Source organism: Lentibacillus sediminis (assembly GCF_002763455.1).
In the GTDB taxonomy this organism is placed as follows: domain Bacteria; phylum Bacillota; class Bacilli; order Bacillales; family Amphibacillaceae; genus Lentibacillus_D; species Lentibacillus_D sediminis_A.
Genome location: NZ_NIXK01000001.1, coordinates 808,869 through 831,813, shown reverse-complemented (window position 1 = coordinate 831,813; position 22,945 = coordinate 808,869). Strand labels below are relative to the sequence as shown.

23 protein-coding genes and 1 tRNA gene are annotated in these 22,945 nt (G+C 47.2%); 4 read left to right on the top strand and 20 right to left on the bottom strand.

Annotated elements, in window-relative coordinates; all coding sequences use genetic code 11:
• Window position 1: 1 nt before the first annotated feature.
• Window positions 2–979, bottom strand: coding sequence for an ABC transporter ATP-binding protein (locus CEG13_RS03910; protein ID WP_100010492.1), 978 nt, complete (start codon window positions 977–979; stop codon window positions 2–4).
• Complete coding sequence (locus CEG13_RS03905; RefSeq protein ID WP_100010490.1) at window positions 954–1,967, bottom strand: ABC transporter ATP-binding protein; 1,014 nt, start codon at window positions 1,965–1,967, stop codon at window positions 954–956. Before CEG13_RS03905 ends, CEG13_RS03910 begins: the two co-directional genes overlap by 26 nt.
• Before the next feature lie 407 nt (window positions 1,968–2,374).
• Here CEG13_RS03905 and CEG13_RS03900 point away from each other — a divergent pair, with 407 nt between their 5' ends.
• Window positions 2,375–3,406, top strand: coding sequence for a nuclease-related domain-containing protein (locus tag CEG13_RS03900; protein WP_100010489.1), 1,032 nt, complete (start codon window positions 2,375–2,377; stop codon window positions 3,404–3,406).
• Between the two features lie 326 nt (window positions 3,407–3,732).
• Here CEG13_RS03900 and CEG13_RS03895 read toward each other — a convergent pair.
• Window positions 3,733–3,806, bottom strand: a tRNA-Arg gene (locus CEG13_RS03895).
• A 202-nt stretch (window positions 3,807–4,008) separates the two neighbouring features.
• Between CEG13_RS03895 and clpP the strand changes: the two genes are divergently transcribed.
• Entirely contained in the window at window positions 4,009–4,605 is a 597-nt protein-coding gene (gene clpP, locus CEG13_RS03890) for an ATP-dependent Clp endopeptidase proteolytic subunit ClpP (protein ID WP_100010488.1), read from the top strand.
• Between the two features lie 97 nt (window positions 4,606–4,702).
• On the opposite strand, the gene CEG13_RS03885 is transcribed toward clpP, so the two are convergent.
• The 17 genes from CEG13_RS03885 to CEG13_RS03795 form a co-directional block, all read right to left on the bottom strand.
• Complete coding sequence (locus CEG13_RS03885) at window positions 4,703–5,572, bottom strand: arylamine N-acetyltransferase family protein (RefSeq protein WP_100010486.1); 870 nt, start codon at window positions 5,570–5,572, stop codon at window positions 4,703–4,705.
• A gap of 42 nt (window positions 5,573–5,614) precedes the next feature.
• Window positions 5,615–5,866, bottom strand: a complete 252-nt coding sequence (locus CEG13_RS03880) for an HPr family phosphocarrier protein (RefSeq protein ID WP_100010485.1) — start codon at window positions 5,864–5,866, stop codon at window positions 5,615–5,617.
• 149 nt (window positions 5,867–6,015) lie between these two features.
• Window positions 6,016–6,402, bottom strand: a complete 387-nt coding sequence (locus tag CEG13_RS03875; protein WP_100010483.1) for a YbaN family protein — start codon at window positions 6,400–6,402, stop codon at window positions 6,016–6,018.
• 143 nt (window positions 6,403–6,545) lie between these two features.
• Window positions 6,546–7,496 carry a DNA-binding protein WhiA gene (gene whiA, locus CEG13_RS03870; protein ID WP_100010481.1) on the bottom strand — a complete coding sequence of 317 codons (951 nt, stop codon included), beginning with the start codon at window positions 7,494–7,496 and terminating at the stop codon, window positions 6,546–6,548.
• A 67-nt stretch (window positions 7,497–7,563) separates the two neighbouring features.
• Window positions 7,564–8,526 (bottom strand): gluconeogenesis factor YvcK family protein, encoded by a 963-nt coding sequence (locus CEG13_RS03865; protein ID WP_100010479.1) that lies wholly within the window; start codon window positions 8,524–8,526, stop codon window positions 7,564–7,566.
• A gap of 1 nt (window position 8,527) precedes the next feature.
• Complete coding sequence (rapZ, locus tag CEG13_RS03860) at window positions 8,528–9,412, bottom strand: RNase adapter RapZ (protein WP_100010477.1); 885 nt, start codon at window positions 9,410–9,412, stop codon at window positions 8,528–8,530.
• A gap of 996 nt (window positions 9,413–10,408) precedes the next feature.
• Complete coding sequence (gene trxB, locus CEG13_RS03850; protein WP_100010473.1) at window positions 10,409–11,362, bottom strand: thioredoxin-disulfide reductase; 954 nt, start codon at window positions 11,360–11,362, stop codon at window positions 10,409–10,411.
• A gap of 86 nt (window positions 11,363–11,448) precedes the next feature.
• Complete coding sequence (locus CEG13_RS03845) at window positions 11,449–12,453, bottom strand: tetratricopeptide repeat protein (protein ID WP_100010471.1); 1,005 nt, start codon at window positions 12,451–12,453, stop codon at window positions 11,449–11,451.
• A 518-nt stretch (window positions 12,454–12,971) separates the two neighbouring features.
• The gene (locus CEG13_RS03835; protein WP_100010468.1) at window positions 12,972–14,636 is read right to left on the bottom strand and encodes a glycerol-3-phosphate dehydrogenase/oxidase; all 1,665 of its coding nucleotides are present in this window, start codon (window positions 14,634–14,636) and stop codon (window positions 12,972–12,974) included.
• A 189-nt stretch (window positions 14,637–14,825) separates the two neighbouring features.
• Window positions 14,826–15,380 carry a glycerol-3-phosphate responsive antiterminator gene (locus CEG13_RS03830; RefSeq protein WP_100010466.1) on the bottom strand — a complete coding sequence of 185 codons (555 nt, stop codon included), beginning with the start codon at window positions 15,378–15,380 and terminating at the stop codon, window positions 14,826–14,828.
• Window positions 15,381–15,388: 8 nt separating this feature from the next.
• Window positions 15,389–15,910, bottom strand: a complete 522-nt coding sequence (locus tag CEG13_RS03825; protein WP_100010464.1) for an acyltransferase — start codon at window positions 15,908–15,910, stop codon at window positions 15,389–15,391.
• Window positions 15,911–15,913: 3 nt separating this feature from the next.
• Window positions 15,914–16,552 (bottom strand): pyrophosphatase PpaX, encoded by a 639-nt coding sequence (gene ppaX / locus CEG13_RS03820; protein ID WP_100010463.1) that lies wholly within the window; start codon window positions 16,550–16,552, stop codon window positions 15,914–15,916.
• A complete protein-coding gene (locus tag CEG13_RS03815) occupies window positions 16,524–17,486 on the bottom strand; it encodes a nucleoside recognition domain-containing protein (RefSeq protein ID WP_100010461.1) in 963 nt (320 codons plus the stop codon). Before CEG13_RS03815 ends, ppaX begins: the two co-directional genes overlap by 29 nt.
• 28 nt (window positions 17,487–17,514) lie before the next feature.
• Window positions 17,515–18,399, bottom strand: coding sequence for a prolipoprotein diacylglyceryl transferase (gene lgt, locus CEG13_RS03810; protein WP_100010460.1), 885 nt, complete (start codon window positions 18,397–18,399; stop codon window positions 17,515–17,517).
• A 5-nt stretch (window positions 18,400–18,404) separates the two neighbouring features.
• Window positions 18,405–19,346: an HPr(Ser) kinase/phosphatase gene (hprK, locus tag CEG13_RS03805; RefSeq protein WP_192869510.1), complete on the bottom strand. Its 942-nt coding sequence runs from the start codon at window positions 19,344–19,346 to the stop codon at window positions 18,405–18,407.
• A 135-nt stretch (window positions 19,347–19,481) separates the two neighbouring features.
• The gene (locus tag CEG13_RS03800) at window positions 19,482–19,835 is read right to left on the bottom strand and encodes a phage holin family protein (RefSeq protein ID WP_100010456.1); all 354 of its coding nucleotides are present in this window, start codon (window positions 19,833–19,835) and stop codon (window positions 19,482–19,484) included.
• Window positions 19,836–20,030, bottom strand: coding sequence for a PspC domain-containing protein (locus tag CEG13_RS03795; protein WP_100010454.1), 195 nt, complete (start codon window positions 20,028–20,030; stop codon window positions 19,836–19,838).
• Window positions 20,031–20,495: 465 nt separating this feature from the next.
• On the opposite strand from CEG13_RS03795, the gene CEG13_RS03790 reads away from it, so the two are divergent.
• Both CEG13_RS03790 and CEG13_RS03785 read left to right on the top strand, forming a co-directional pair.
• Window positions 20,496–21,896 (top strand): FAD-binding oxidoreductase, encoded by a 1,401-nt coding sequence (locus tag CEG13_RS03790; protein ID WP_100010452.1) that lies wholly within the window; start codon window positions 20,496–20,498, stop codon window positions 21,894–21,896.
• Window positions 21,893–22,879 carry a bile acid:sodium symporter family protein gene (locus CEG13_RS03785; protein ID WP_100010450.1) on the top strand — a complete coding sequence of 329 codons (987 nt, stop codon included), beginning with the start codon at window positions 21,893–21,895 and terminating at the stop codon, window positions 22,877–22,879. The genes CEG13_RS03790 and CEG13_RS03785 overlap by 4 nt, the downstream gene beginning before the upstream one ends.
• The last annotated feature ends 66 nt before the right edge of the window (window positions 22,880–22,945 follow it).

Genomic DNA, 22,945 nt, shown 5'->3' with positions numbered 1-22,945 from the left:
TCTATTGCGCGTCTCCGTAAAGATGACAGGCAACAAAATGATTATCTTCTATTTCTTCAAACTGCGGCCTCAACTCTTTGCAAATGTCCATAGCCATCGGGCACCTGGTATGAAACGCACACCCGGCCGGAGGATTTTCCGGGCTTGGCACATCCCCCTGTAAGATAACCCGCTCTTTTACTACATCTGGATCGGGCTCCGGCACTGCTGAGAGAAGCGCCTGGGTGTAAGGATGTTTCGGTTCCTCGTACAATTTTTCCTTTGTCGTCAGTTCGACCATCCGCCCCAGGTACATCACCCCGACCCGGTCGCTGATATGCTTGACGACACTCAAATCATGAGCAATAAATACATAGGTCAGCTGAAATTTGTCGCGCAGTTCTTCCATCAGGTTGAGAATTTGCGATTGCACCGACACGTCAAGCGCCGAGACAGGCTCATCGCAAATAATCAGTTTTGGATTATTGGCAAGCGCCCGGGCAATCCCAATCCGCTGCCGCTGACCACCGCTGAATTGATGCGGGTAGCGTGACGCCTGGTATGCGCTCAGGCCCACGGTCTCCAGCAGCTCCTGCACCCGCTTTTTCCGCTCTGCTGCCGAAGTCATGCCATGAACTTTGAGCGGCTCACTGATGATTTTTTCCACGGTATGCCTCGGATTGAGCGATGCATATGGATCCTGGAAAATGATCTGCATGTTGTGGCGCAGTTTCCGCATTTCTTCCGCATTTAATTCGGTCAGGTCCTTATCTTCAAAGCGGACGGTGCCAGCCGTCGGTTCAATCAGACGCAGGATTGCTTTTCCGGCCGTCGACTTGCCGCAGCCCGATTCTCCGACGATCCCGAGAATCTCGCCTTCCATGACGGTAAAGGAAATATCATCCACTGCCTTCACATCGCCAACTTTCCGGCCAAAAACACCGCCGCGGATATCAAAGTATTTTTTCAGTCCATTAACTTCCAACAGGGGATTCGGCATCTTCCTGGGCCTCCTTATCATATAAAAAACAGCGGCTGGTTCGTTGATTGTTCAGTTGGATCAAGGATGGTGTCTCTTCATAGCAACGGTCAAAGGCAAACGGGCAGCGATCGGCAAACCGGCAGCCAACCCGCCCCATTTTCGGCTTCGGAACGGTGCCCGGGATGGAATAGAGTTTTTGCTCGCGCTCCCTGAGTTTTGGCAGTGATCGAATCAGACCTTGCGAATAGGGATGCTTGGGATCTTTTAAAATTTCCCTGGCGGTGCCTTCTTCAACAACCTGCCCGGCATACATCACTACCACTCGATCGCAAATTTCCGCGACGACCCCGAGATCGTGCGTGATTAATAGAATCGCCGTATCATTTTCTTTATTGAGCTTCCGCATCAGGTCCAAAATTTGTGCTTGGATCGTGACATCCAGTGCGGTCGTTGGTTCATCAGCAATCAGCAGCTCCGGATCACAGGACATCGCCATCGCAATCATCACACGCTGCCGCATGCCGCCGGACAGCTGGTGGGGATGCTCATCCAGTATCGCTTCCGCCCGGGGAATGCCCACCTGTTTGAGCATGTCCGCCGCTTTCGTCCTCGCTTCTTTTTTGCTGATTTTCTGATGAATCCGGATCGCTTCCTCCATTTGGTTGCCAATCGTAAACAGCGGATCGAGCGAAGTCATTGGCTCCTGAAAAATCATCGAAATCTCATTGCCGCGAATCTTCCTCATCCGCTTCTCCGTCGCAGTGGCAAGATTTTCCCCTTTAAATTGAATGTCACCGTCTACAATCCGGCCTGGCGGACTGGGGACAAGCTGCATGATCGACAAGGACGCGACACTCTTCCCGCAGCCCGACTCGCCAACAATCCCAACCACTTCCCCTTTATTTACACGCAAACTGACCCCGTCAACTGCAGGAATCTCCCCGCTGTCGGTGAAAAAGTGTGTATGCAGATCATTCATTTCCAGTACCGTTTCTTGATCGGACATTATCGGGGCCCCTCCTCTTTAATTGAGTTGTCCATGCATTGTATGTGGAGGGCGGGAGGAATATGCCGGGGAATTGTCGGGTGGGGTGGGGGTCGGCGTTCGCGCTGTGGGGTTGAAGTTCCCGCTCTCGGGTTGAAGTTTCCACTGTGGCGCTGAAGTTTAAACTGTGACGCCGATGTTCTCACTCTCGCGCTGAACTTCCCACCATGGCGCCGAAGTTCTCACTTTCGCGCTGAAGTTTCCACCGTGACGCCGAAGCTCTCACTCTCGCGCTGAAATTTAAACTGTGACGCCGAAGTTTTCGCTCCGAGGCTAGGGATTAATCCAAAAAATTTTTCCATAAAATTAAAGGGTTTTTGAGATTTATGTCGAACTATATCTTTAAACCAAATAAAAGGAGTGTTTACATGTTTGTTAAACATCGTTCAAAACCATTTGAACTTTTATCATTGGAAGCCTTATTCCGGAGATTAAAAGAACCCTATCGGCGAAATGAAGTCTTACTGGGAGAATACAAGAAGTTCCTGGCTGGTTACCGAGGTGAAAAGAAAGTAGATTATAAGTTGTCACTTTACCCGCATAACAATTTCCACATCTTCCAGAGCCTTCGTCTAAATAATTTTTCCCACTATTTTCAGATAGACACGTTAATCCTCACTAATAACTTCATCTGCATCCTTGAGATAAAAAATATTAAAGGAACGCTCCGATACGATTCCTTGCAAAAGCAGTTTATACAAATTGTTGAGGGAAAAGAGAAGGGATACAAAGACCCTATTTTGCAGGCAGAAGCGCAGAAAAGAAATTTGGCATTTTGGCTGGAGAACCGCAATATCCATATTCCAATTGAAACAGTTGTGGTTTCAAGCAATGAATCAACCATTATTGAAAATTTGCAGCAAGACCCAGAGAGTTATGAGAAATTAATTCACTCCGAAAGCTTACCTCTCCAACTCGATAAGATCCAAACAAAATATACAAAAAGATACCTTGATAAAAAAAAACTTATGAAAACGAGCAGTTTGCTTTTGAGTCACCACGTCGATCATAAACCTTCTTTGTTAAAAAAATATGGTGTCACGGATAACCATCTTATTCATGGAGTCGCCTGCCCGGAATGTGGACATTACCCAATGCAGAGGATGTATAAAAAATGGTTATGCCCCAAATGCCTCCAGCCTGATTTCACCGCACACAGACAAGTAGTTTTATCTTATTTTTTGCTTGAAAAGGATACAATCACCAATCAGGAATGCCGGCGTTTGCTGCATATTGAATCACCTAAAACTGCTTATCTATTACTGAATTCCATGAATCTGAAACAAAAAGGCACAACTAGTGCAAGAAAATACTATGCCCCTCGCCTTGAGGAATTTCCTCAGGACTTGTATGTTTCAATAGGTGAAAGATCCATATTTTCCAGTGGAGCAAATTGGTGATAAATCTTGTTTATGTGCGGGCGGATTTTCAGTCGCGAGTTAAAATTTCCGCTGGCATGCCGAAGTCTTCCCTCTCGCGCTGAAGTTTCCGCTCTCACGCCGAAGTTCTCCCTCTCGCGCCGAAGTTTCCGCTGGCACGCCGAAGTTCTCCCTCTCGCGCCGAAGTTTCCGCTGGCACGCCGAAGTTCTCCCTCTCGCGCTGAAGTTTCCACCGTGGCGCCGAAGTTCTCCCTCTCGGGCGGAAGCGCCCGCTTACGCCGATTCCCTCCACCAAAACACAAAAAACAGAGAGCACACACATGTACTCTCTGTTTCTAAAATAATGACGCGCCCAGAGGGATTCGAACCCCCGACACTAGGTACCGGAAACCTAAGCTCTATCCTACTGAGCTATGGGCGCAGAATATGAATTTTTTTGGCACATAGAATATTATAACTCGCTCGGCTGAGATATACAAGTATTTTCCTCAAATTCTTAGAGGTTTATTTTGCCAGGAGATGGGTATCATGGTTAGAGGGTTTTGTTGAACGTTTTGTTTGACCTTTATTGACCATTAATGTATGATAAAATCAGAACGGATGAAAAGGGAGGAAATCAGTCAATGAATTTAATACCTACAGTTATTGAACAGACCAACCGTGGGGAGCGCGCGTATGATATTTACTCACGTTTGCTGAAAGACCGGATTATTATGCTGGGAAGCGGAATTGATGACAATGTGGCCAACTCCATTGTTGCGCAATTGCTTTTCCTGGAGGCGGAAGATCCAGAGAAAGACATTTCCCTGTACATCAACTCACCGGGCGGATCGATCACGGCGGGCATGGCAATTTTTGATACCATGCAGTTTATCAAGCCGAATGTATCAACTATTTGCACCGGGATGGCAGCATCCATGGGAGCATTCCTCTTGGCTGCCGGGGAAAAAGGCAAACGTTATGCGCTGCCGAACAGTGAAGTGATGATCCATCAGCCGCTGGGCGGAACACAGGGGCAGGCAACGGATATTGAAATCCATGCACGCCGGATTGTGGAAATGAAGCGGAGAATGAACGAGATTCTGTCCGAGCGCACCGGTCAGCCATTGGAAGTCATTGAGCGCGACACCGAACGCGACAACTTTATGACCGCAGAAAAATCGGTCGACTATGGCTTGATTGACAAGATTCTTGAGCGCAATGAAACGAATAACGGTTAAGCATGAAAAAGACAGCCTCGTATCACTTTATGAGTGGTACGGGGTTTTTTAATATAAATGCATCACGTCGTTTACTTCTGCACCCATGGGGTTCATCTTATATTTCCTGTGAATGTGCTTTCTTCCAAACTTCATGTAACTCAATTACTCTTCTCCATAATTCATCCCGTTCCATCTGAGTGTAATCCTGAAATCGAAGTCCAAAAACGTCTCTCAGGACCTCAAACCAACGGGGTTTTTCCACCACTTCTGTTTTCCTGATTCCAGTTTCATTATGCTCAGTAAAAACACAGCCAATAAGTTGGTTACTGCCTCTGGCGTCTCTGTTTTTTGCAATCGATAAATTCACCCAGTGAGAATCAGGTGACTTGCTTAAGTGATGATGATTGGGTTGAAAGGCAAGAATATCAAAAACGGGGTCAGCACCAAAATCTACTCCCGCGAAAGAAGCCTGTGGATCATGGACCAAACGCCAGCCTCCATCAGCAACCTTCGAATCCTCCACCCGATAGGTGAACACCCCTTGCGTGTAAGAGCCAGTCTCCAACGGAAAAGGTTCGTAAATCATATCTCCCAGACCAACTTCGACGATCCATCGTTCTTCGAATGAGGATTCATTCAAAAGGTGAACGACAAGCCCAAGATGAGTGGAATTAATATGAGGTTTAGCACCATGTGATTGCACACCCGCCCGATGCATGGTTACTTTATAACCCAAAGACCTGAGAAGTTCAGAAAAAGCTCCATTCAAGTGAAAACAATAACCGCTTTTCCCTTCCAGCATAAGGTTTATCGAATTTTGAACATCGATAGGCTTTGCCTTACCTGCAAAGATATCCACCGTTTGCCAAGAGAACTTTTTTACATGCGCTTTATGGATTTTAAATAAAAATTCCTTCGCAGGCGGCTGAATTTTCATGATGCCTAAACAGTTTAAATATGCTTCAACCTGGCCTTGATTCAACATTTTTTCACCTTCTATTATGTTTGACCACTGCCAGCCGCACTACTAATTCTTCACAAACGCAGTCAAATGTTCCACTGCCTCTTCTTCATCGTGTCCATCCGCGATGATCAGCATCTCTTCCCCGCTGGTCACCGCCAGGCTCATCAGTCCCATGATGCTCTTGGCATTCACTCGTTTCCCATCCTTCTCCAGAAACAAATGCGCGCCGTAGCGATTGGCCTCCTGCACAAATTGGGCGGCCGGCCTTGCCTGCAGCCCGGTATCCAGTTCAACTTTGACCGTTTTTTCTAACATAGTGCTCGTCCACTCCTTTTACTCTTCTCGTAGTTTGTCGTGTTTTTCGCTATAAACCGCGTAACGTAAGCGCTATCAAAGACGCTTTAATTTAAATCGGCAGCATAGGTTAAACACACTGCTGCCGCCGAATTAAATTCCCTCTTGCATCATTCTTGCTCTGCTGGCTTAATCGTTTTGATTTTCTTAATGAAATAATAATGTTTATATAGACCAAGCGCTGCAATAATTATTTGCACAAACAGAATATCGACCATAAATAACGAAAAAACAATAAAGAAATCAGCAATCAGATTAATACGGATTTTCTCTTTGCGTGTCATGCCTCTTTTCTCACGGAAGCCTACCACGTACTTGTCATATACTTCGGTGCTTCTGAACCAATTATCAAGCCGCTCGGAACTTTTCGTAAAACAAAAAGCTGCAATTAAATAAAACGGGCCCCCGGGCAGAACAGGTAAGATCGTTCCCGCAACGCCGATACCAAAAGATATAAGCCCAATAATAACCAATAAAATTCTTTTGATATGTTTCATTGTGATCACCTTCGTTTATAGCCATATCCCTTAAGTCAATTGGCCCCTTCTGAAAATCCCTGCCCCCTCTGCTGGAAACTGGCTTACTGTTCTTAATTTTATATTATACCGAAAAAACCTTCTCATCTGCCAGGAAACGGGTTTCATCTCCTCTGCAATTCCTCGCCCCCACGCAACCTTTCCGCAAATTCATCTATTTTTTTCAAACGGTGATTAACACCTGATTTGGAAATTTTCCCGCTGGATACAAGCTCACCCAGTTCTTTGAGGGATACTTCCTGGTGCTCGACACGCAGTTTGGCAATTTCCTGCAATTTTTCCGGCAGCTGGTCCAGTCCGACGGTGCGCTCGATCATTTGGATATTTTCAATCTGCCGGAATGCGGCGCCGATCGTTTTGTTTAAATTGGCAGTTTCACAGTTGACGAGCCGATTGACCGAATTCCGCATATCACGGACAATTCGCACGTCTTCAAATTTGAACAGGGCATTATGGGCACCAACAACTCCCAAAAACTCGGTAATCTTCTCGGCTTCTTTCAAATAGACAATGTAGCCATTTTTCCGTTCCAATTCCCGCGCGTTTAGCCCAAACGTATTCAGCAGCTCACAGAGGGCATCGTTGTGCTCCTGATGATAATTGAATATTTCCAGATGATAGGAGGAAGTTTCCGGGTTATTCATCGACCCTCCGGCTAAAAATGCGCCGCGCAAATAGGCTTTCCGGCAGCAGTCTTTTTCCAGATACTTCGGAGAAATGGTTTGGATGAGTGTATAGGAATCCTGTAGAATCTCCAGATCTGTGAGCAAATCCTGGACATCTTCTTTCATCCGCACAATGTACACATTATTCTTTTTCAGCTTCATTTTTTTGCGCACGAGCAATTCAACCGGCAGGGAATAGACTGATTTGATCAGGGTATAAATCCGCCTGGCAATCGCCGCGTTCTCGGTTTGCACGTCAAGCACATAATTTTCTCGGGAAAAAGAGACGACACCGTTCATCCGGATTAATGCGGTGAGTTCTGCCCGCACACAGCAGTCCTCAACTTCCATGGATGTTAATTCTTTCTTTATTTCCGAGGCAAACGACATATTTGAGGACCCCCTTTCTTTAGAAAAACCTGGATTTACCAGGCTTCCCACAAACTTTCTATTACAACTACGGCCGCTCGATAATCGAATAAAGCAATTTCGCGATTTTTTCCGTGTCATGGCGAACTGTCGCACGGGTATGGTCGATGATATCTCCTTCGATAATTTCAAGCCCCATGTTTATTAACCGGTCGGTATCATACACCACCGGGTCGGCGTTCTCTTCGGCATACATGGCCCGAACCGCTTTTCGAATCGGCTCATTATGCACAACAATCGCATCCACCGCGCCATCACCAATATGGCTGCTGATCGCGCGCACGTGCTCTGCAGCCGTGTAATCATCCGTCTCACCTGCTTGTGTCATCACATTGCAGACATAGACCACTTTGCCGACGGTATTGCGGATAGCTTCATCGATTTTTGGCGTGATCATTGTTGGCAGGATGCTCGTATATAAACTGCCTGGGGCAATCACGACGAGATCTGCCTGTTCAATAGCCCGGATAGCATTGGGCAGTGGCTGCACCGGCTGCGGACTCAGGAAAACCCGTTTGATCCGCTTGCCGGAAAGCGGAATTTTTGACTCCCCGGTAATCATGGTCCCGTCTTCCATTTCTGCATGCAGGGACATATTATCATTGGAAATCGGATAAATTTTCCCTTTCACGTTCAGCACACGGGAGATTTCTTTGATTCCCATATTAAAATTGCCAGTGATAGATGTCATCGCCGCCAAGAGCAAGTTTCCCAGCGAATGGCCTGACAGACCATTGCCGACAGAAAACCGGTGTTGAAAAAGCTCAAGCAGCATCGGTTCGGCATCCGACAACGCTGCGATAACATTGCGAATATCTCCAGGAGCAGGGATGGCCATTTCCTCGCGCAGTCTCCCAGTGCTCCCCCCGTCATCTGCCACCGTTACCAGGGCAGTCAGGTGGATCGGCAGGTTTTTCAGACCGCGCAGGAGCACTGGCATGCCCGTCCCGCCGCCGATGGCGACAACCCGGGGCAGTTTTTCCTCAGTCATATTAATGTCCCTTTCTTTTATCAATGTCACGATGGCTGATATGTGTAATGTAGCCGCCCGATAATTCTTTGGCGAAATACTCGCTCAGTGCCACCGATCGATGCTGTCCGCCCGTACATCCGATGGCCACCACCAGCTGGGATTTTCCTTCCTTTTTATACTGCGGCAGCATGAACTGCAGTAAATCTAGCACTTTTTCGTTAAACTGCTGGGTATCCGACCATTTAAATACATAGGAGGAAACCTCTTTGTTCAATCCCGTCATTGGCTGCAGGTGGCTGACATAATGCGGATTGGGCAGGAAACGGACATCAAAAACCAAATCGGCGTCGATCGGCAGGCCGTATTTAAACCCGAATGAAACAAAATGGACGGAGAAAATTTCCTGTTCTTCTTCGGAATAAATATGCAAAATTTTATCCCGCAGTTCTTTTGGCTTTAAATTTGTCGTGTCAATAATCCGTTGGGCACGGCCGCGCAATTCATCGAGAATCTCCCGCTCCTTGGTGATCCCGGCAAGCGGCAGACCGCCCACAGCGAGCGGATGGGATCTTCTTGTTTCCTTGTATCTGCTGACAAGCTGCTCATCTTTGGCATCGAGAAACAGGATACGTTCCTGCAGCCAGTCTTCTTTTCCCAGAACATCCAGAGCATCAAATAAGGAATCAAAAAATTCCCGGCCACGCAAATCCATCACCAGGGCGACTTTTTGAATGTTGTTGGTGGAGTCCTTCATCAGCTCGAGAAATTTCGGGAACAAGGTTGGCGGCAAATTGTCGACACAATAATAGCCCAAATCTTCAAAGCTGTGAATCGCGACGGTTTTTCCCGCCCCGGACATCCCGGTAATGATCACTAATTTTGTCTCATGCTCTCCTTTTCCCACTGCAATCTCTCCTTTGTCAAACTCCTGTCAGGCTCCGGGCACAAGCCAGGTTCTCTATATGTCTATGCAGCTGATTGTCAGCAGCATGTCATTTGTTTGTTGTTTCACACTATCCCTATTATACAATGAACGAATTGAAAGCAACAAGGATAAGATTTGTTGTACTGAAAGAATGCTGAATTATAGGGAGCAAATGATAATTCGGTGCATGGTAAGTGAAAAGGTCCAGTGGAAGGGGCTGCTTTCAGCTAAGCTCTATTCTTAAGTATTTTGCTTATTTATTTCGTAGTCGATGGAAATTGTGCCCTAAGCTATCGTTGAGAAAATTTCTGTTACAAAGTGCTCGTTGATTTCCGCTGCGGGCAGTCGCTTTCCGCGGGAAGCTGCCGAGCCCCCTTGTGCTGGCGCACGGCGGGGTCTCGCCTAGGCTTTTCTTCCCGCAGGAGTCGACTGCCCTCCGCTCCAATCAACCATCAACAAAGTAGTGTAATGTATTAGCTGCCGTTTGAATTTAAAAGCACAATGCCAGCGGAGGAAATACCCCGAGACTCCTGCGGGAGGAATGGCATCGGTGAGACCCCTCAAGCGGAGACAGCGCGAGGAGGCTCACCAGCCACCCGCGGAAAGCGAGGGGTATTTCCGGAGCGGTGGATTAGTTCGCAGTTTATAGATTATGTAAAAAACAACATTCTTTTAGAAACGGTCCTCAATGGAAACAGCACTTCTTTCAGCAATAGCACAGCGGAACAGACGGACTCACCGAACAAACGTCAGCTCAGCATCCGACAAATCTGGACAAGCTTGTACAACAGACGGGGCTTCTCCCCAAAAAAAATGCACAGGTGCAAGCACCTGTGCCAAGAACTAATTTATCTATTAAAAGGGGGTCAATTAGTTACTACTTATTATACCCAACAATTGTTTCGAGCGTGTTACAACAGCGTTAAAAAGCAATGACTTTCTGTGTTAATTTTGTGGCACGCCCCTGAAACGGCTTTATGCCTGGGCTGCCTTGATCTCCTCATTGAGATTTTCCACATATTTGATCGCTGCTTCTGCTGCAATACTTCCGTCGCCAGTCGCTGTCACTATTTGTCGAAGCGTTTTGGCACGGATATCCCCGGCTGCAAAAACGCCCGATACTTGTGTTTCCATCTGCTCATTGGTTGGAATATAGCCTTCCTCATCGGTGATTCCCAGTGACTGAAACGGCTCACTGAGCGGAACCATGCCAATATAGACAAATACACCGTCAATATCGTGCTCATATTCCTCGCCTGTCTTGACATTCTTCATGGTCACACTGCTGACTTTCCCCTCGGGACCGTTGATTTTTTCCACCACCGTATCCCAGACGAAATCGATCTTGTCATTATCAAATGCGCGGTTCTGCAGAATTTTCTGCGCGCGCAGTTCATCCCGGCGGTGGATTATCGTCACCTTGTCGGCAAATCGGGTTAAATAAATCCCCTCTTCCACCGCAGAGTCACCGCCGCCGATTACGACGAGATTTTTCTGTTTGAAAAATGCCCCGTCACAAACAGCACAGTAGGAGACACCGCGGCCGCCGAGTTCTTCTTCCCCGGGAGTTCCCAACTTTTTGTACTGCGCGCCGGTCGTAATGATCAGTGATTTGGTTTTATATTCTTTTTTTCCGGCAATAACCGTTTTATAGTCGCCTTCATCAACGACCTCTTTAATATCGCCGTATGCATATTCCGCACCGAATTTTTTCGCATGATCGAACATTTTATTGGATAAATCCGGACCGAGAATATGATCATACCCCGGATAGTTCTCTACATCTTCCGTGTTTGCCATCTGACCGCCGGGGATGCCGCGCTCCAGCATAAGAGTATCCAAATTGGCGCGCGAGGCATAGACAGCGGCTGTCATGCCGGCAGGGCCCGCGCCTGCGATGATGACATCATAAATTTGTTCTTCGGACATTCAAATCGCCTCTTTATCTTTAAAAATTCATAAGCAATTACAGCTTATAAAACAATAGCTGTTTCGTCCATTATTCTGCTCAAGTGTTACAGCCAGGGCTCCTTTTCGTTAGCCAACTGTGGATGCAGTTTACATCCTTCTGCCCACAGCGCGGCCGCCCTTTTCACCTTGCCAATACGGTGCGCCGCAGCACTGTAGCCGCGGTAATAGGAAAGGTGGCCGCGGCCCATGCTTCTCCGTAAAGCCCGAAAACGTCTGCACGCTTCTTCGTCCCAGCCTGTTCTTGCCAGGGTATAAGCTACCTTGAGTTTCTGCTGATCATGGATGGGATATACATTTAGTAATGCCTGAATATGCCGTTTGTAGCTTTTAGTCTGTCCGGTTTCATAGTAAAACAGCGCCAGATTCGCATGGCCGTATAATGAAGCAGGGTCTTCTTCCATTATATTAAGCTCCAGCTGAATTGCTTCTTCCGTGCTTCCTGAAAAGAACAATGCCTGCGCATAATCATGCCGGGCTAATGTATGCTCTGGAAAAATCACCATCAAATCCTCCAGAAGCGGGATTGCCTTTTCCCAGTCCCGGTTTTCCATATGATAAAACACGGTTTCCTGGTAGATCAAGAGGTCATCTTCATCTTCCAGGTCCCAGTTGTCTTCATCTTCATCCTCTTCTTCGATATCAATGAGTTTCAACAATCGCTCTGCTTCCTGGGCAAAATCACCGTCCGGCTGTTTGTCAAGATAAATGGTGGCATATTTGTTCGCATCATTCAAAAGGCCGAGATGCGCGTAATTGTTGGCCAGCAAATAATAGCAGTCCACATACTCTGAGGCCTCGAGCACTTCTGTCAGCACCTGGTTGGCTTCATGATAGGAGCCGATTTCCGTGTAGACGACAGATAGCTGGCACGCATACAATGGTTCGCGCGGCTTTCTTTCGAGCGCCTTTTTCAGCCACTTGACGGCAGCCTCAAACTTCCGATTCTGAAAAGCTTCCACGCCTTTGGTGAAAAAGAAATCACCTTCAGGAATAAAAGGGATGATATTTTTCTGTTTAACGCCAGTTCTCTTTCTCGTTTGCTGCTGCATTTGGCGGGATCCCCCTATACTTCTTTACACATCAGACCACAGTATATCATATTTTTGCATGGATAAGAAGGTGTTTTGTTCTCGCCGCAAAAATTAGAATACACCTCCTTCCGTATTGGAAGGAGGTGTATTTTAGTGCTTTTGCTTTCGGACGGGAGTTCCCCCTGTCGGGCGGAAGTTCTGGTTCTCGGCAGGAGTTTTCCTTCTCGACCGGGAGTTTCTGCTCTCGGTCGGAAGTTTTCCCTCTCGACCGGAAGTCCTCGCTCTCGACCGGGAGTTTCCGCTCTCGGCCGGAAGTTTTCCCTCTCGACCGGGAGTTTCTGCTCTCGACCGGAAGTTCTCGCTCTCGACCGGAAGTTTTCCCTCTCGGCCGGAAGTTTTCCCTCTCGACCGGAAGTTTTCCCTCTCGACCGGAAGTTTTCCCTCTCGACCGGAAGTTCACCCTCTCGGCCGGGAGTTTTCGCTCTCGGCCGGAAGTTCTCGCTCTCGGCCGGGAGTTTTCGCTCTCGGCCGGAAGTTTACCCCACCGGATGCACCGCTTCATACAGCAGCTGATCAAGTTCCTCCGTATAATCTTCCTCCTGCTCAGCTGTCCATCCGAGCGTGCCCGCCATATAACGGATCACCGCATCTTTATGTGCCCGTACCCAGTTAATGTCAAAGAACAAAGCTCCTGTGCGGCGGACGAAGAAATCGACTGGTTTATAGGCCAACTCATCCTCCAGCGCATAAAGCAGCTGGGCAAAGACAATCGGATCGATGTCTGCTTCTATCGCCTGGTCCTGCTTGTTCTGATACAAGTCAAAAATTCGGTCAACATTTGCTCCGTATGTCTGTACCAGCGACAGGGAAACAGCTTCCTCAACACCGATAGCGACCGCCTCTTCTATTTTTCGTTCACGGAAGCTTTCAAACCCTTTGGAACCGCCAACTTCCCCGCCGGAAATCGGCATATGCTTTGTCTCTGATGCTGAATACAGAATCCCGTCTTCCTCTTTTAGCAAATCTGCCACTTTATCCACTGCATCTTCGGCCATTTTCCGGTAGCCTGTCAGCTTGCCGCCGGCGATGGAAATCAGCCCGGAATCGGATATAAAAATTTCATCCTTACGTGAAATCTCGCCCGGGTTGTCCTTGCCTTTTTCGGCGATCAGCGGACGCAGCCCGGCCCAGCTTGATTCTACATGCTGTGCTTCGATGTTCAGTGACGGGAACATATATCGAATCGCCTCGAGCAGATAATCTCTGTCCGCTTCGGTCATGGTTGGATGCTGCAAGTTGTCTTCATAGACGGTGTCCGTTGTCCCGACATAGGCTTTGTTGCCTCTTGGGATGGCAAAAATCATCCGTCCGTCCGGAGCATCAAAATAAATCGCCTGCTGGAGCGGAAAGATTTCTTTCGGGATGACAAGGTGCACCCCTTTCGAATGGACCAGCTCTTTTCCTTGTTTGGAACCGTCCATCTCGCGCAATTCATCGACCCACGGCCCGGCGGCATTAACGATCTTTTTCGCATGAACCGTGTAGGTTTCGCCGGTGATTTCATCGCGGACAACCACACCAGAGAGCTGTCCCGGCCCTTGATACACCAGGTCAACGATTTTCGCATAATTCATGGCATTGGCGCCTTTTTGTACGGCTTTTTTAAGCACTTCCATCGTGAGGCGGGCATCATCGGTTTTATATTCCACATAAAGTCCCGCACCGCGAAGGTCTTTCTCTTTAATGAGTGGCTCCTTCTCCAGCGCCTCATCCGGTTTCAGCATCGTGCGCCATTCCGCCCGTTTCACCCCTGCCAGCAAATCATAGACGCGCAGGCCGAGGCTCGTCGTCAACGGGCCAAACGTGCCTCCCTTATGGAACGGCAGCATCATCCATTCCGGTGTCGTCACATGTGGACCGTTCTCATAGACAATTGACCGCTCCTTGCCTACTTCTGCCACCATTTTCACTTCGAACTGTTTCAGATAGCGCAGACCGCCGTGCACCAGCTTCGTGGAGCGGCTTGATGTCCCTGCTGCAAAATCCTGCATCTCAAACAGCGCGGTACTCATTCCGCGGGATGCTGCATCCAGCGCGATCCCCGCACCCGTGATGCCTCCGCCGATAACCAGAACATCAAGCTCTTTTGCCTCTGCCTGTTTAAAACGCTCTTTTCTTTTGTGACTTGAAAACATTGCCATATGAAACACTCCTATTCTAATCTTCTTCTTATCTTTACCCGTTTTTGGAAGGAGTAATGGGCCACTCGGCACAAAAAACCGCAATCCCCACCAATGTCAGCAGACATTAGTGTGATTGCGGTTTCTCCATTTCTCCGTCCAAAATATTAACTTAAATTCATTATATCATATACACTTGCACGCGTACAGTCAGGAGTATTGCATTTTCCATAGTTCCCGTTTGGAGGTCGAAACGGCAACAGCCCCGGCGTTCAGTGCCGCATGCGCCTCTTCCTCTGTGCGGATCAGCCCGCCGGCAATAATCGGCAGCCCGGTTTCATCATGAATCTGCCGGATGACACGCGGCATCAGGCCTGGCAGCACCTCGACACAGTCAGGCTGGATGCGCTCAATCAATTTGACATTTTGCTCCAGCGCTGCGCTGTCTAAAAGAAACATGCGCTGAATCGCCAGCAGCTTCTGTTTCTTGGCCAGTTTGATCACATTGCCGCGGGTGGATAAAATTCCGTCCGGCTTTACCTCACGAAGCAAATATTCCAAGCCGTACTCATCCGCTTTCAGCCCCTGGATCAAATCAACGTGGATGAGTGCCTTTTTACCAGCCCGCTTCAAATACGCGACCATGCTTTTCAGCTGTGTAAGTCTTGTTTCCAAAAGAACAATCATTTCCTGATCCGCTTCCAGTGCTTTATCAAAGTCTTTCATGCTGCGGACAGCCGGAAGCACGTCTTGTTGTATTTGCATCCCTTCACCTACTCTTGAGGAGAATCTGCCTTTCGCTTCTCCATTTCTTCTTTCGTATAAATCAGCTGCATTGGATTTCCGCCGACAAACGAACCCGGCGAGACATCCTTGTGAACGAGTGTGCCCGCGGAAACAACCGCTCCATCCCCGATCGTCACACCGGGCAGTATGGTGGTGTTGGCACCGATCAGCACCTCATCGCCAATGACCACCTCACCGATCCGGTACTCGTTGATCAAATACTCATGTGCCAGGATGGTGGTGTTGTAGCCAATTACACTGTTTTTGCCGACGGTGATTTTTTCCGGAAACATCACATCCGGCATCACCATAAGGGCAAATGCCGTCTGCCGGTCAACTTTCATCTGCAGCAAATGACGATATAGCCCGTTTTTCACCTGCAAAAACGGAGTATACCTGGCAATCTGAATGACGATGAAATTTTTGACGACTTTCCAGAACGATACAGTCTGGTAAATCTGCCAGAGTGAATTGGCATTCTCGACGGGATGACGCGTTGTTTTCCGCATCGGCTACTCTCCTGTCATCTGCAGCAAATCCCGCATATCCTCTAAGATATAGTCCGGCTCATAAGCGGCAAGATGCTCTCTGCCCTTATGCGCCCAGGCCACGCCTGCTGTTTGGATTCCTGCGTTTTTTCCTGCTTCAATATCATGGGAATTATCTCCGACCATCAACGTGGTCTCCGCATCGCCCCCGAGTGCTTCCATTCCTTTTTGAACCGGTTCCGGATGCGGTTTGGCATGGGTGACATCGCCAAGGGTAATCACCGTGTCGATAATCTTATCCAATCCGGTTAAGGCAAGCCCCATCTCCACACCGGGCCGCATTTTGGTTGTTACAATCCCGAGGTTCACCCCGGCCGTCCGCAGTTTTTCCAAAGTTTCCAATACATAAGGATACGCCGTCACATAGCTGTCATGATGAGCGAGGTTATGCTCTCGGTATGTTTTGACCATCTCAGCCGCGTCCCCTGGTGAAATTTTTTCAAAGGTCTCTACAAGCGGAGGACCGTTGAATGCAATGATTTCTTCCCTCGTAAACGTATGGTTGAACTGCTTAAACGTATGATCAAACGAAGCGATGATCAATTCATTGGTATCAATCAGTGTTCCGTCCAGATCAAAGAGTATGGTACGAATGTTCTTCATATGCGGTTTCCTTTCTCTTCTTGGCGTCCGCGCGGTTCCAGAAAAACGCGACTGCCACCGTCAGCAAAATGGCCGTTATCAGCCGGATGGCGAGGAGCGGCAGCACCGGAATGCCGAGCGGGATAAACACCAGCGTATCTTCCACGACCGCATGGCAGGAAACAAGAAAAATCAGCGCCAGGGACATGTCCTTCCGGGATACATTGTCTTCTTTCACCGCTTGAATCATCAGGCCCGCTCCATAGGCGAGACCGATTGTCAGCCCCGCAACCATGGTCATTGAGGTATTTCTTTCCATTCCGAGGACTTTGGTGAATGGCGCAAATTTATCGGATAACCAATTGAGCCAGCCTTTCTCTCTCATGATCTGCATCATCACCATCAATGGAATCACGATCGCCGCCAGCTGCAAAATGGTCGTTACTGCCGTTTCAAAGCCAAGCATGGTAATCCCTCCCCAGCTTTCCGGCTCTGCGGCCTGGGCCGGGATGAATCCATACTGCGCCATCTCCGCACCGCCATTCCAAACCAGGTTGATTACAACAGCAGCGATTAAAGCAAGGCCAATCCGGATGCCGGAAATTAGCCACCAGCTCACACCCACTTTGGATGCCACAGCCGACTCGATGAATAAATTATGGGAAAAAGACAGCATCACGGCCATAATAAATACTTCTTTCACCGTGAACTCAAACGAAACAATCGCGGCAATCCCCGCATATAAATTCAGCGCATTTCCCAGCACAAGGGGCATCGCCGCCTCACCCGGCAGACCGAGCAGCCCCATTACCGGCGATAATTTATCAATCACCCATGGGAGTACGGGTGTAAATTGTAATATCGTAACAATTAATGTGATCGGGAAAATAACTTTCCCCAATGTCCAAGTTGTAGACAGTCCCTGCTGCAATCCACGAAATAAAATTCCTTTCATCCCGCAGCCCTTCTTTCTCATGGTGTTATTATTTCTTTTTCTTCTTCTTTTTCTTTTGCTTCTTTTCCTGCTCGATCTCAAGTCTGATATCCTCATACCGCTTCGTCTGGGCAAACCAGCGACGATAAATAAGCAGCACCAGTGCAAGCACAATAATCACAACAGAAATCAGTTGCGCCTGGCGAACTTCCCCAAACATTAGCAAGTCGATATACAAACTGTCTGTCCGCATTCCTTCAATAAAGAAACGGCCGATAGAATACAGAACCAGATAGCTTAAGAATATTTCCCCTCTTAACGGGTTGTATTTCCTTAGTACAATCAGGAAAACAAAGACAAGGACATTCCAAAATGATTCATATAAAAACGTCGGATAATACATCACACCATCAATTACCATCTGATTCATAATAAAATCAGGCAGGTACTGATGGAAATTTTCATAGGCAGACTCGGACATCGGTCCCCCGTGTGCTTCCTGGTTCATGAAATTGCCCCAGCGGCCGATCGCCTGGCCGAGAATCAGACTCGGAGCCAAAATATCCGCAAGCTGCCAAAACGGAATGTTCCGCACCCTGGCAAAGACAATCGCCGTGAGCACCCCGCCAATGATCGCTCCATGAATTGCGATGCCGCCTTCCCAGATCGCAAAGATATCCCACCACTGGCCGCCTGCATAATTCTCCCACTCAAATATCACATAATAGAGTCTTGCAAAGAGTATCGCAATAAAGGCAGCAGGCAGCATAAAATCAACAATTAAATCCTTATCCAGACCAAGCCGTTTCGTTTCTTTTGTGGCCAAATAGATGCCGAGAAACAATCCTGTTACAATAATAACTCCATACCAGTGAATCGTCAGCGGACCGAGCTGCAAAAAGACAGGGTCCAATGGCGGTGCTGTATTTGTCATTCCAATCACTCCTGTCCGCTATCCTTTTTCTCATGCTCGATCATATTGGTAAGCCGCTGGGAAAATTCCTGTGCGGTGTTCAGCCCCATCCGTTTCAGGCGAAAATTCATGGCGGCGACTTCAATGATCACAGCCAGGTTTCTCCCCGGACGTACAGGAACGGTCACTTTCGGCAAATGTACATCCATGATTTTCATCTTGTCCTCATCCAGCCCGAGCCGGTCGTACTGTTTCTTTGCATCCCAGTTTTCCAGATTAACGATCAGGGAGATTTTTTTATAGCTCCTTACAGAACCGGCGCCGAACAGTGTCATCACATTAATAATCCCCAGCCCGCGGATTTCCAGCAGATGTTCAATCAGTGCAGGCGAGTTGCCAATGAGTGTATCGTAATCCTCCTGGCGAATTTCCACACTGTCATCCGCCACCAGACGATGGCCCCGTTTGACGAGCTCCAGTGCCGTCTCGCTTTTCCCGACACCACTTTGTCCGGTGATCAGTACGCCGACTCCATTAATGTCGACAAGCACTCCGTGAATCGCGGTGAATGGGGCAAACTTTGTCTCCAGATAGTTGGTCAGACGGCTGATGACCCTTGTGGTTTTCCTCGGGGAATGCAAAATCGGCACACCCGCCTTATTCGCCGCATCGACCAGCACCTGGGGTATCTCCATCCCCCGGGAGATCACAATTCCAGGTGTGATATCCGTACACAATTTTTCCACCCGGTCACGCTTTTCTTCTTCGGTCAGCTCCAAAAAGTAAGCCATTTCCGTTTTCCCGATCAGCTGCAGACGCTCTTTCGGGTAATAACGAAAGTATCCGGTCATTTCAATCCCAGGCCGATACAAGTCGCTTGTAATAATCTCTCTATGTACCCCGTCTTTCCCGGCAACCAGGGTAAGGTTGAAGTTTTCCAGCAAATCCTTTGTCCGTACAATCGACATGATGCTCGCCCCTTTATCGAAAACATAACTGCTTTATATTGTAGCACATTTTCAGGGGAAATCACGACCCGGGTGACTGAATAAATGGAGGGATTTTTCGGCATACAAAAACGCAGGCATTAATACCTGCGTTTCTTACCGTATATCCCGAACTAAGTTGTTAAGCAGCAGATTGATAATCGAGATGATCACTGCTGCCAGAATTGCAATGCCGAAACCGTCGATGGCAAAAGATGGCCCCATCAAGCTTTGCGTGATCATCAGGGTGATCGCATTTATCACAAACAGGAACAGCCCCAATGTCAGCACCGTAATCGGCAAGGTCAGCACAACGAGAATCGGTTTGATAATCATATTCAAGATAGCCAGAATCAAACTGGCCAACAGCGCCGTGCCAAAGCCATCCAAATGGAAAGTATCAAACAGGACAGCCACAACGATCAGCGCCACTGCATTTAAAACAATGGAAATAATCCAGCGAAGCAGCATCTACTGTATATCCCTTTCATTTGGAATGATAAAGGCTGCCACCAGATAAATCAGCGCAAACGTGAACAGACTCAAAAACAACAGCACGACAAACGCCAGGCGCACAATGGTTGCGTCAATGTTAAAATACTCCGCAATACCACCCAGCACGCCGGCGATCATTTTATTCGTATTGGATCGATATAATCGTTTCATATGAATTCCTCCTCCAGCTTTGCTTATATTTTCCCGTAGCGTGGGATTTTATAAACATGGTACTTATTTATACGGAGGAGTTGAGAGAAAGTTTCACCTGGGCAGGGGAATTATTTTGACTGGCTTTTCAAACAATCCGGTAGAATAGACACTTTTCTAGGAATACCTATTGCGATTTCCGTGCAATCCGTTAACACCCTTAATTTACGAACGGTCGTAAGCAAGAAAGGGGAATTCGGTATGATCATGAGCGAAATCTCTACTTTTTATGATATCGATAAAAATGGAAAATCGGAGAAAATTAAACCGAAAAAGTATTGCCAAGTTAGAAAAAAGGTAATAAACTGTATAAAAACATTGGGTAGTTGAACATCCATATATCACAAATATACTAAATCTTTATGAATGTGAAAAAATGAAAAAGCGAGTAGTTGGAAAAATTATTTATTGAGGAGAGAGATCCACATGAAAGAAGCTGTAAAAAATGCTATTGCTGATTTGAAAGATTTGTTACATGAAAGCCAGGTTAGTGATAATGCCACTATTTTGGCACAGCACAGCAAGGATGAATCCTATCACACACCGAAACTGCCGGATATTGTGGTATTTCCTGAGAATACGGAGGAAGTTAGTGAAATTATAAAAATCGCAGATAACTATCAAATTTCCGTTATACCATTTGGTTTAGGGTCAAGCTTGGAGGGGCACGTAATCCCTATAGATCAAACAATTACCATAGATTTTTCCTTAATGAATAAAGTACTGGAAGTAAGAGAAAAAGATTTTCTTATAAAAGTTCAGCCTGGCATTACCCGCTCCCAGCTAAATCAAGAATTGAAAAAATATGGGATGTTTTTCCCGGTGGATCCAGGTGCAGATGCGACCATTGGCGGGATGGCAGCAACCAATGCCAGTGGAACATTATCTCTTAAGTATGGCATTATGCGTGACAATGTCGTCGATATGGAAGTCGTGACCGCAGATGGCACAATCATACATACCGGCAGTTTAGCCGCAAAGTCATCATCAGGCTATCATTTGAATGGTATTTTCATAGGTTCTGAGGGTACACTTGGCTGCATCACGGAACTGACACTGAAGATTTACGGGATCCCGGAGAAAATTTCAGCAGCCAGGGCATCTTTTACAACCATCGATGACGCTATTGAGGCAGTAGTTGCAGTCTTGCAGGCGGGTGTTCCGATTGCGAGAATGGAGATTATCGATGAAGTGTCAATGAAACAGGTAAACCGCTTCAGTGATACGAACTACAAAGAAGTACCGACAATCTTTCTGGAATTTCATGGAAATGAAGCAGGTCTTAAAGAGGATCTTGCTTTTACGGAGGAGATCATGAAGGACTTTAACTGTGTGAAAATCGATTTTGAAACAGAAACCGCTGCCCGGAATCAGTTATGGGAAGCCAGACACAATTTAGCCTATGCTTACGTCCATGATTATCCAGGAAGAAAATTGATGGTTACAGATGTTTGTTTGCCAATTTCTGAACTGGCACAGGCCATTCATCATGCCAGGGAAGCTTTGAATAACTTAGGGCTTCCAGGAGGAATCACTGGCCATGTTGGTGATGGGAATTATCATATTCTCCTCATGATCAACATGGATGATCAGAACGAGGTAGAAAAAGCGAAAGAATTAAATGAGCAAATTGTCAAGTATGCCCTTGCTCGAGGAGGCACATGCACCGGCGAGCATGGTGTGGGATTTGGAAAACAAAAATATCAGCTGGAAGAACATGGTGAAGCATTCCATGTGATGGAAAAAATCAAGGCGGCACTCGATCCAAAAGCACTGCTCAACCCAAATAAAATCGTAAAAACAAAACATAAGGAGTCTGTAAAATGAAGGTATTAAATGTAATCAGTGACTTGGCCGGAAGATATTTTGCAGTATTAGTCATTGCTGTTGGTTTAATTGCATTTATAATGCCAGGTCAATTTCTCTGGCTGAATTCCTACATAACCATTCTACTTGGAGTCGTTATGTTTGGTATGGGACTGACGCTAAAAGCAGTGGATTTTAAATTGGTTCTGACCAAACCATTACCGGTTATTTTAGGAATTGCTGCCCAATATGTCATTATGCCATTGATAGCCTTTGCAATCGCCTATCTATTAAACCTGCCGCCAACCATTGCGGCCGGACTCGTCCTTCTTGGCTCCGTGCCTGGGGGAACGGCATCAAATGTGATGGTATATCTTGCTAAGGGAGATGTTGCACTTTCGATTGCAATGACTTCGCTGTCCACACTGCTTGCACCGCTTGCAACACCATTTATTTTACTTTTGCTTGCAGGTCAGTGGCTGCCCGTGGATCCGATATCGATGCTCATATCGATTGTTCAGGTTATCATTGTTCCTATTGTTTTAGGTCTTTTGGTCAAACGGTTCCTCCCGACCATTGTAGATAAAAGCATTACAGCCATCCCGCTCATTTCTGTTACAGCCATCATTATTATTGTGGCAGCTATCGTGGCGGCTAATGTAGAGAATATCGCTTCATCCGGACTGCTGGTTTTCACAGCGGTTATGCTTCATAATGCATTTGGTCTCGTTCTGGGCTATTTAACTGCATTTTTATTAGGCTTAGATCAAATGAAAAAAAGGGCAATCTCTATCGAAGTCGGTATGCAAAACTCAGGGCTGGGCGTCTCCTTGGCTACTGTCCATTTTGAGCCATTAGCAGCCCTGCCAAGTGCTGTTGCAGCTATTTGGCATAACATCACAGGGCCGATTCTTGCAACATATTGGTCCAAAAAACAAACGAAAACCGTAAGCTCAGTTGAAGCATATAATGTGGATATGGCTTCAAAAGTTTCCGGAAAATGAGATGTGAGGGGCAGAACAACCGAGGATTTTGCCCCTCTTATTTTGCGTTAACCCTTCAGTTGAAGT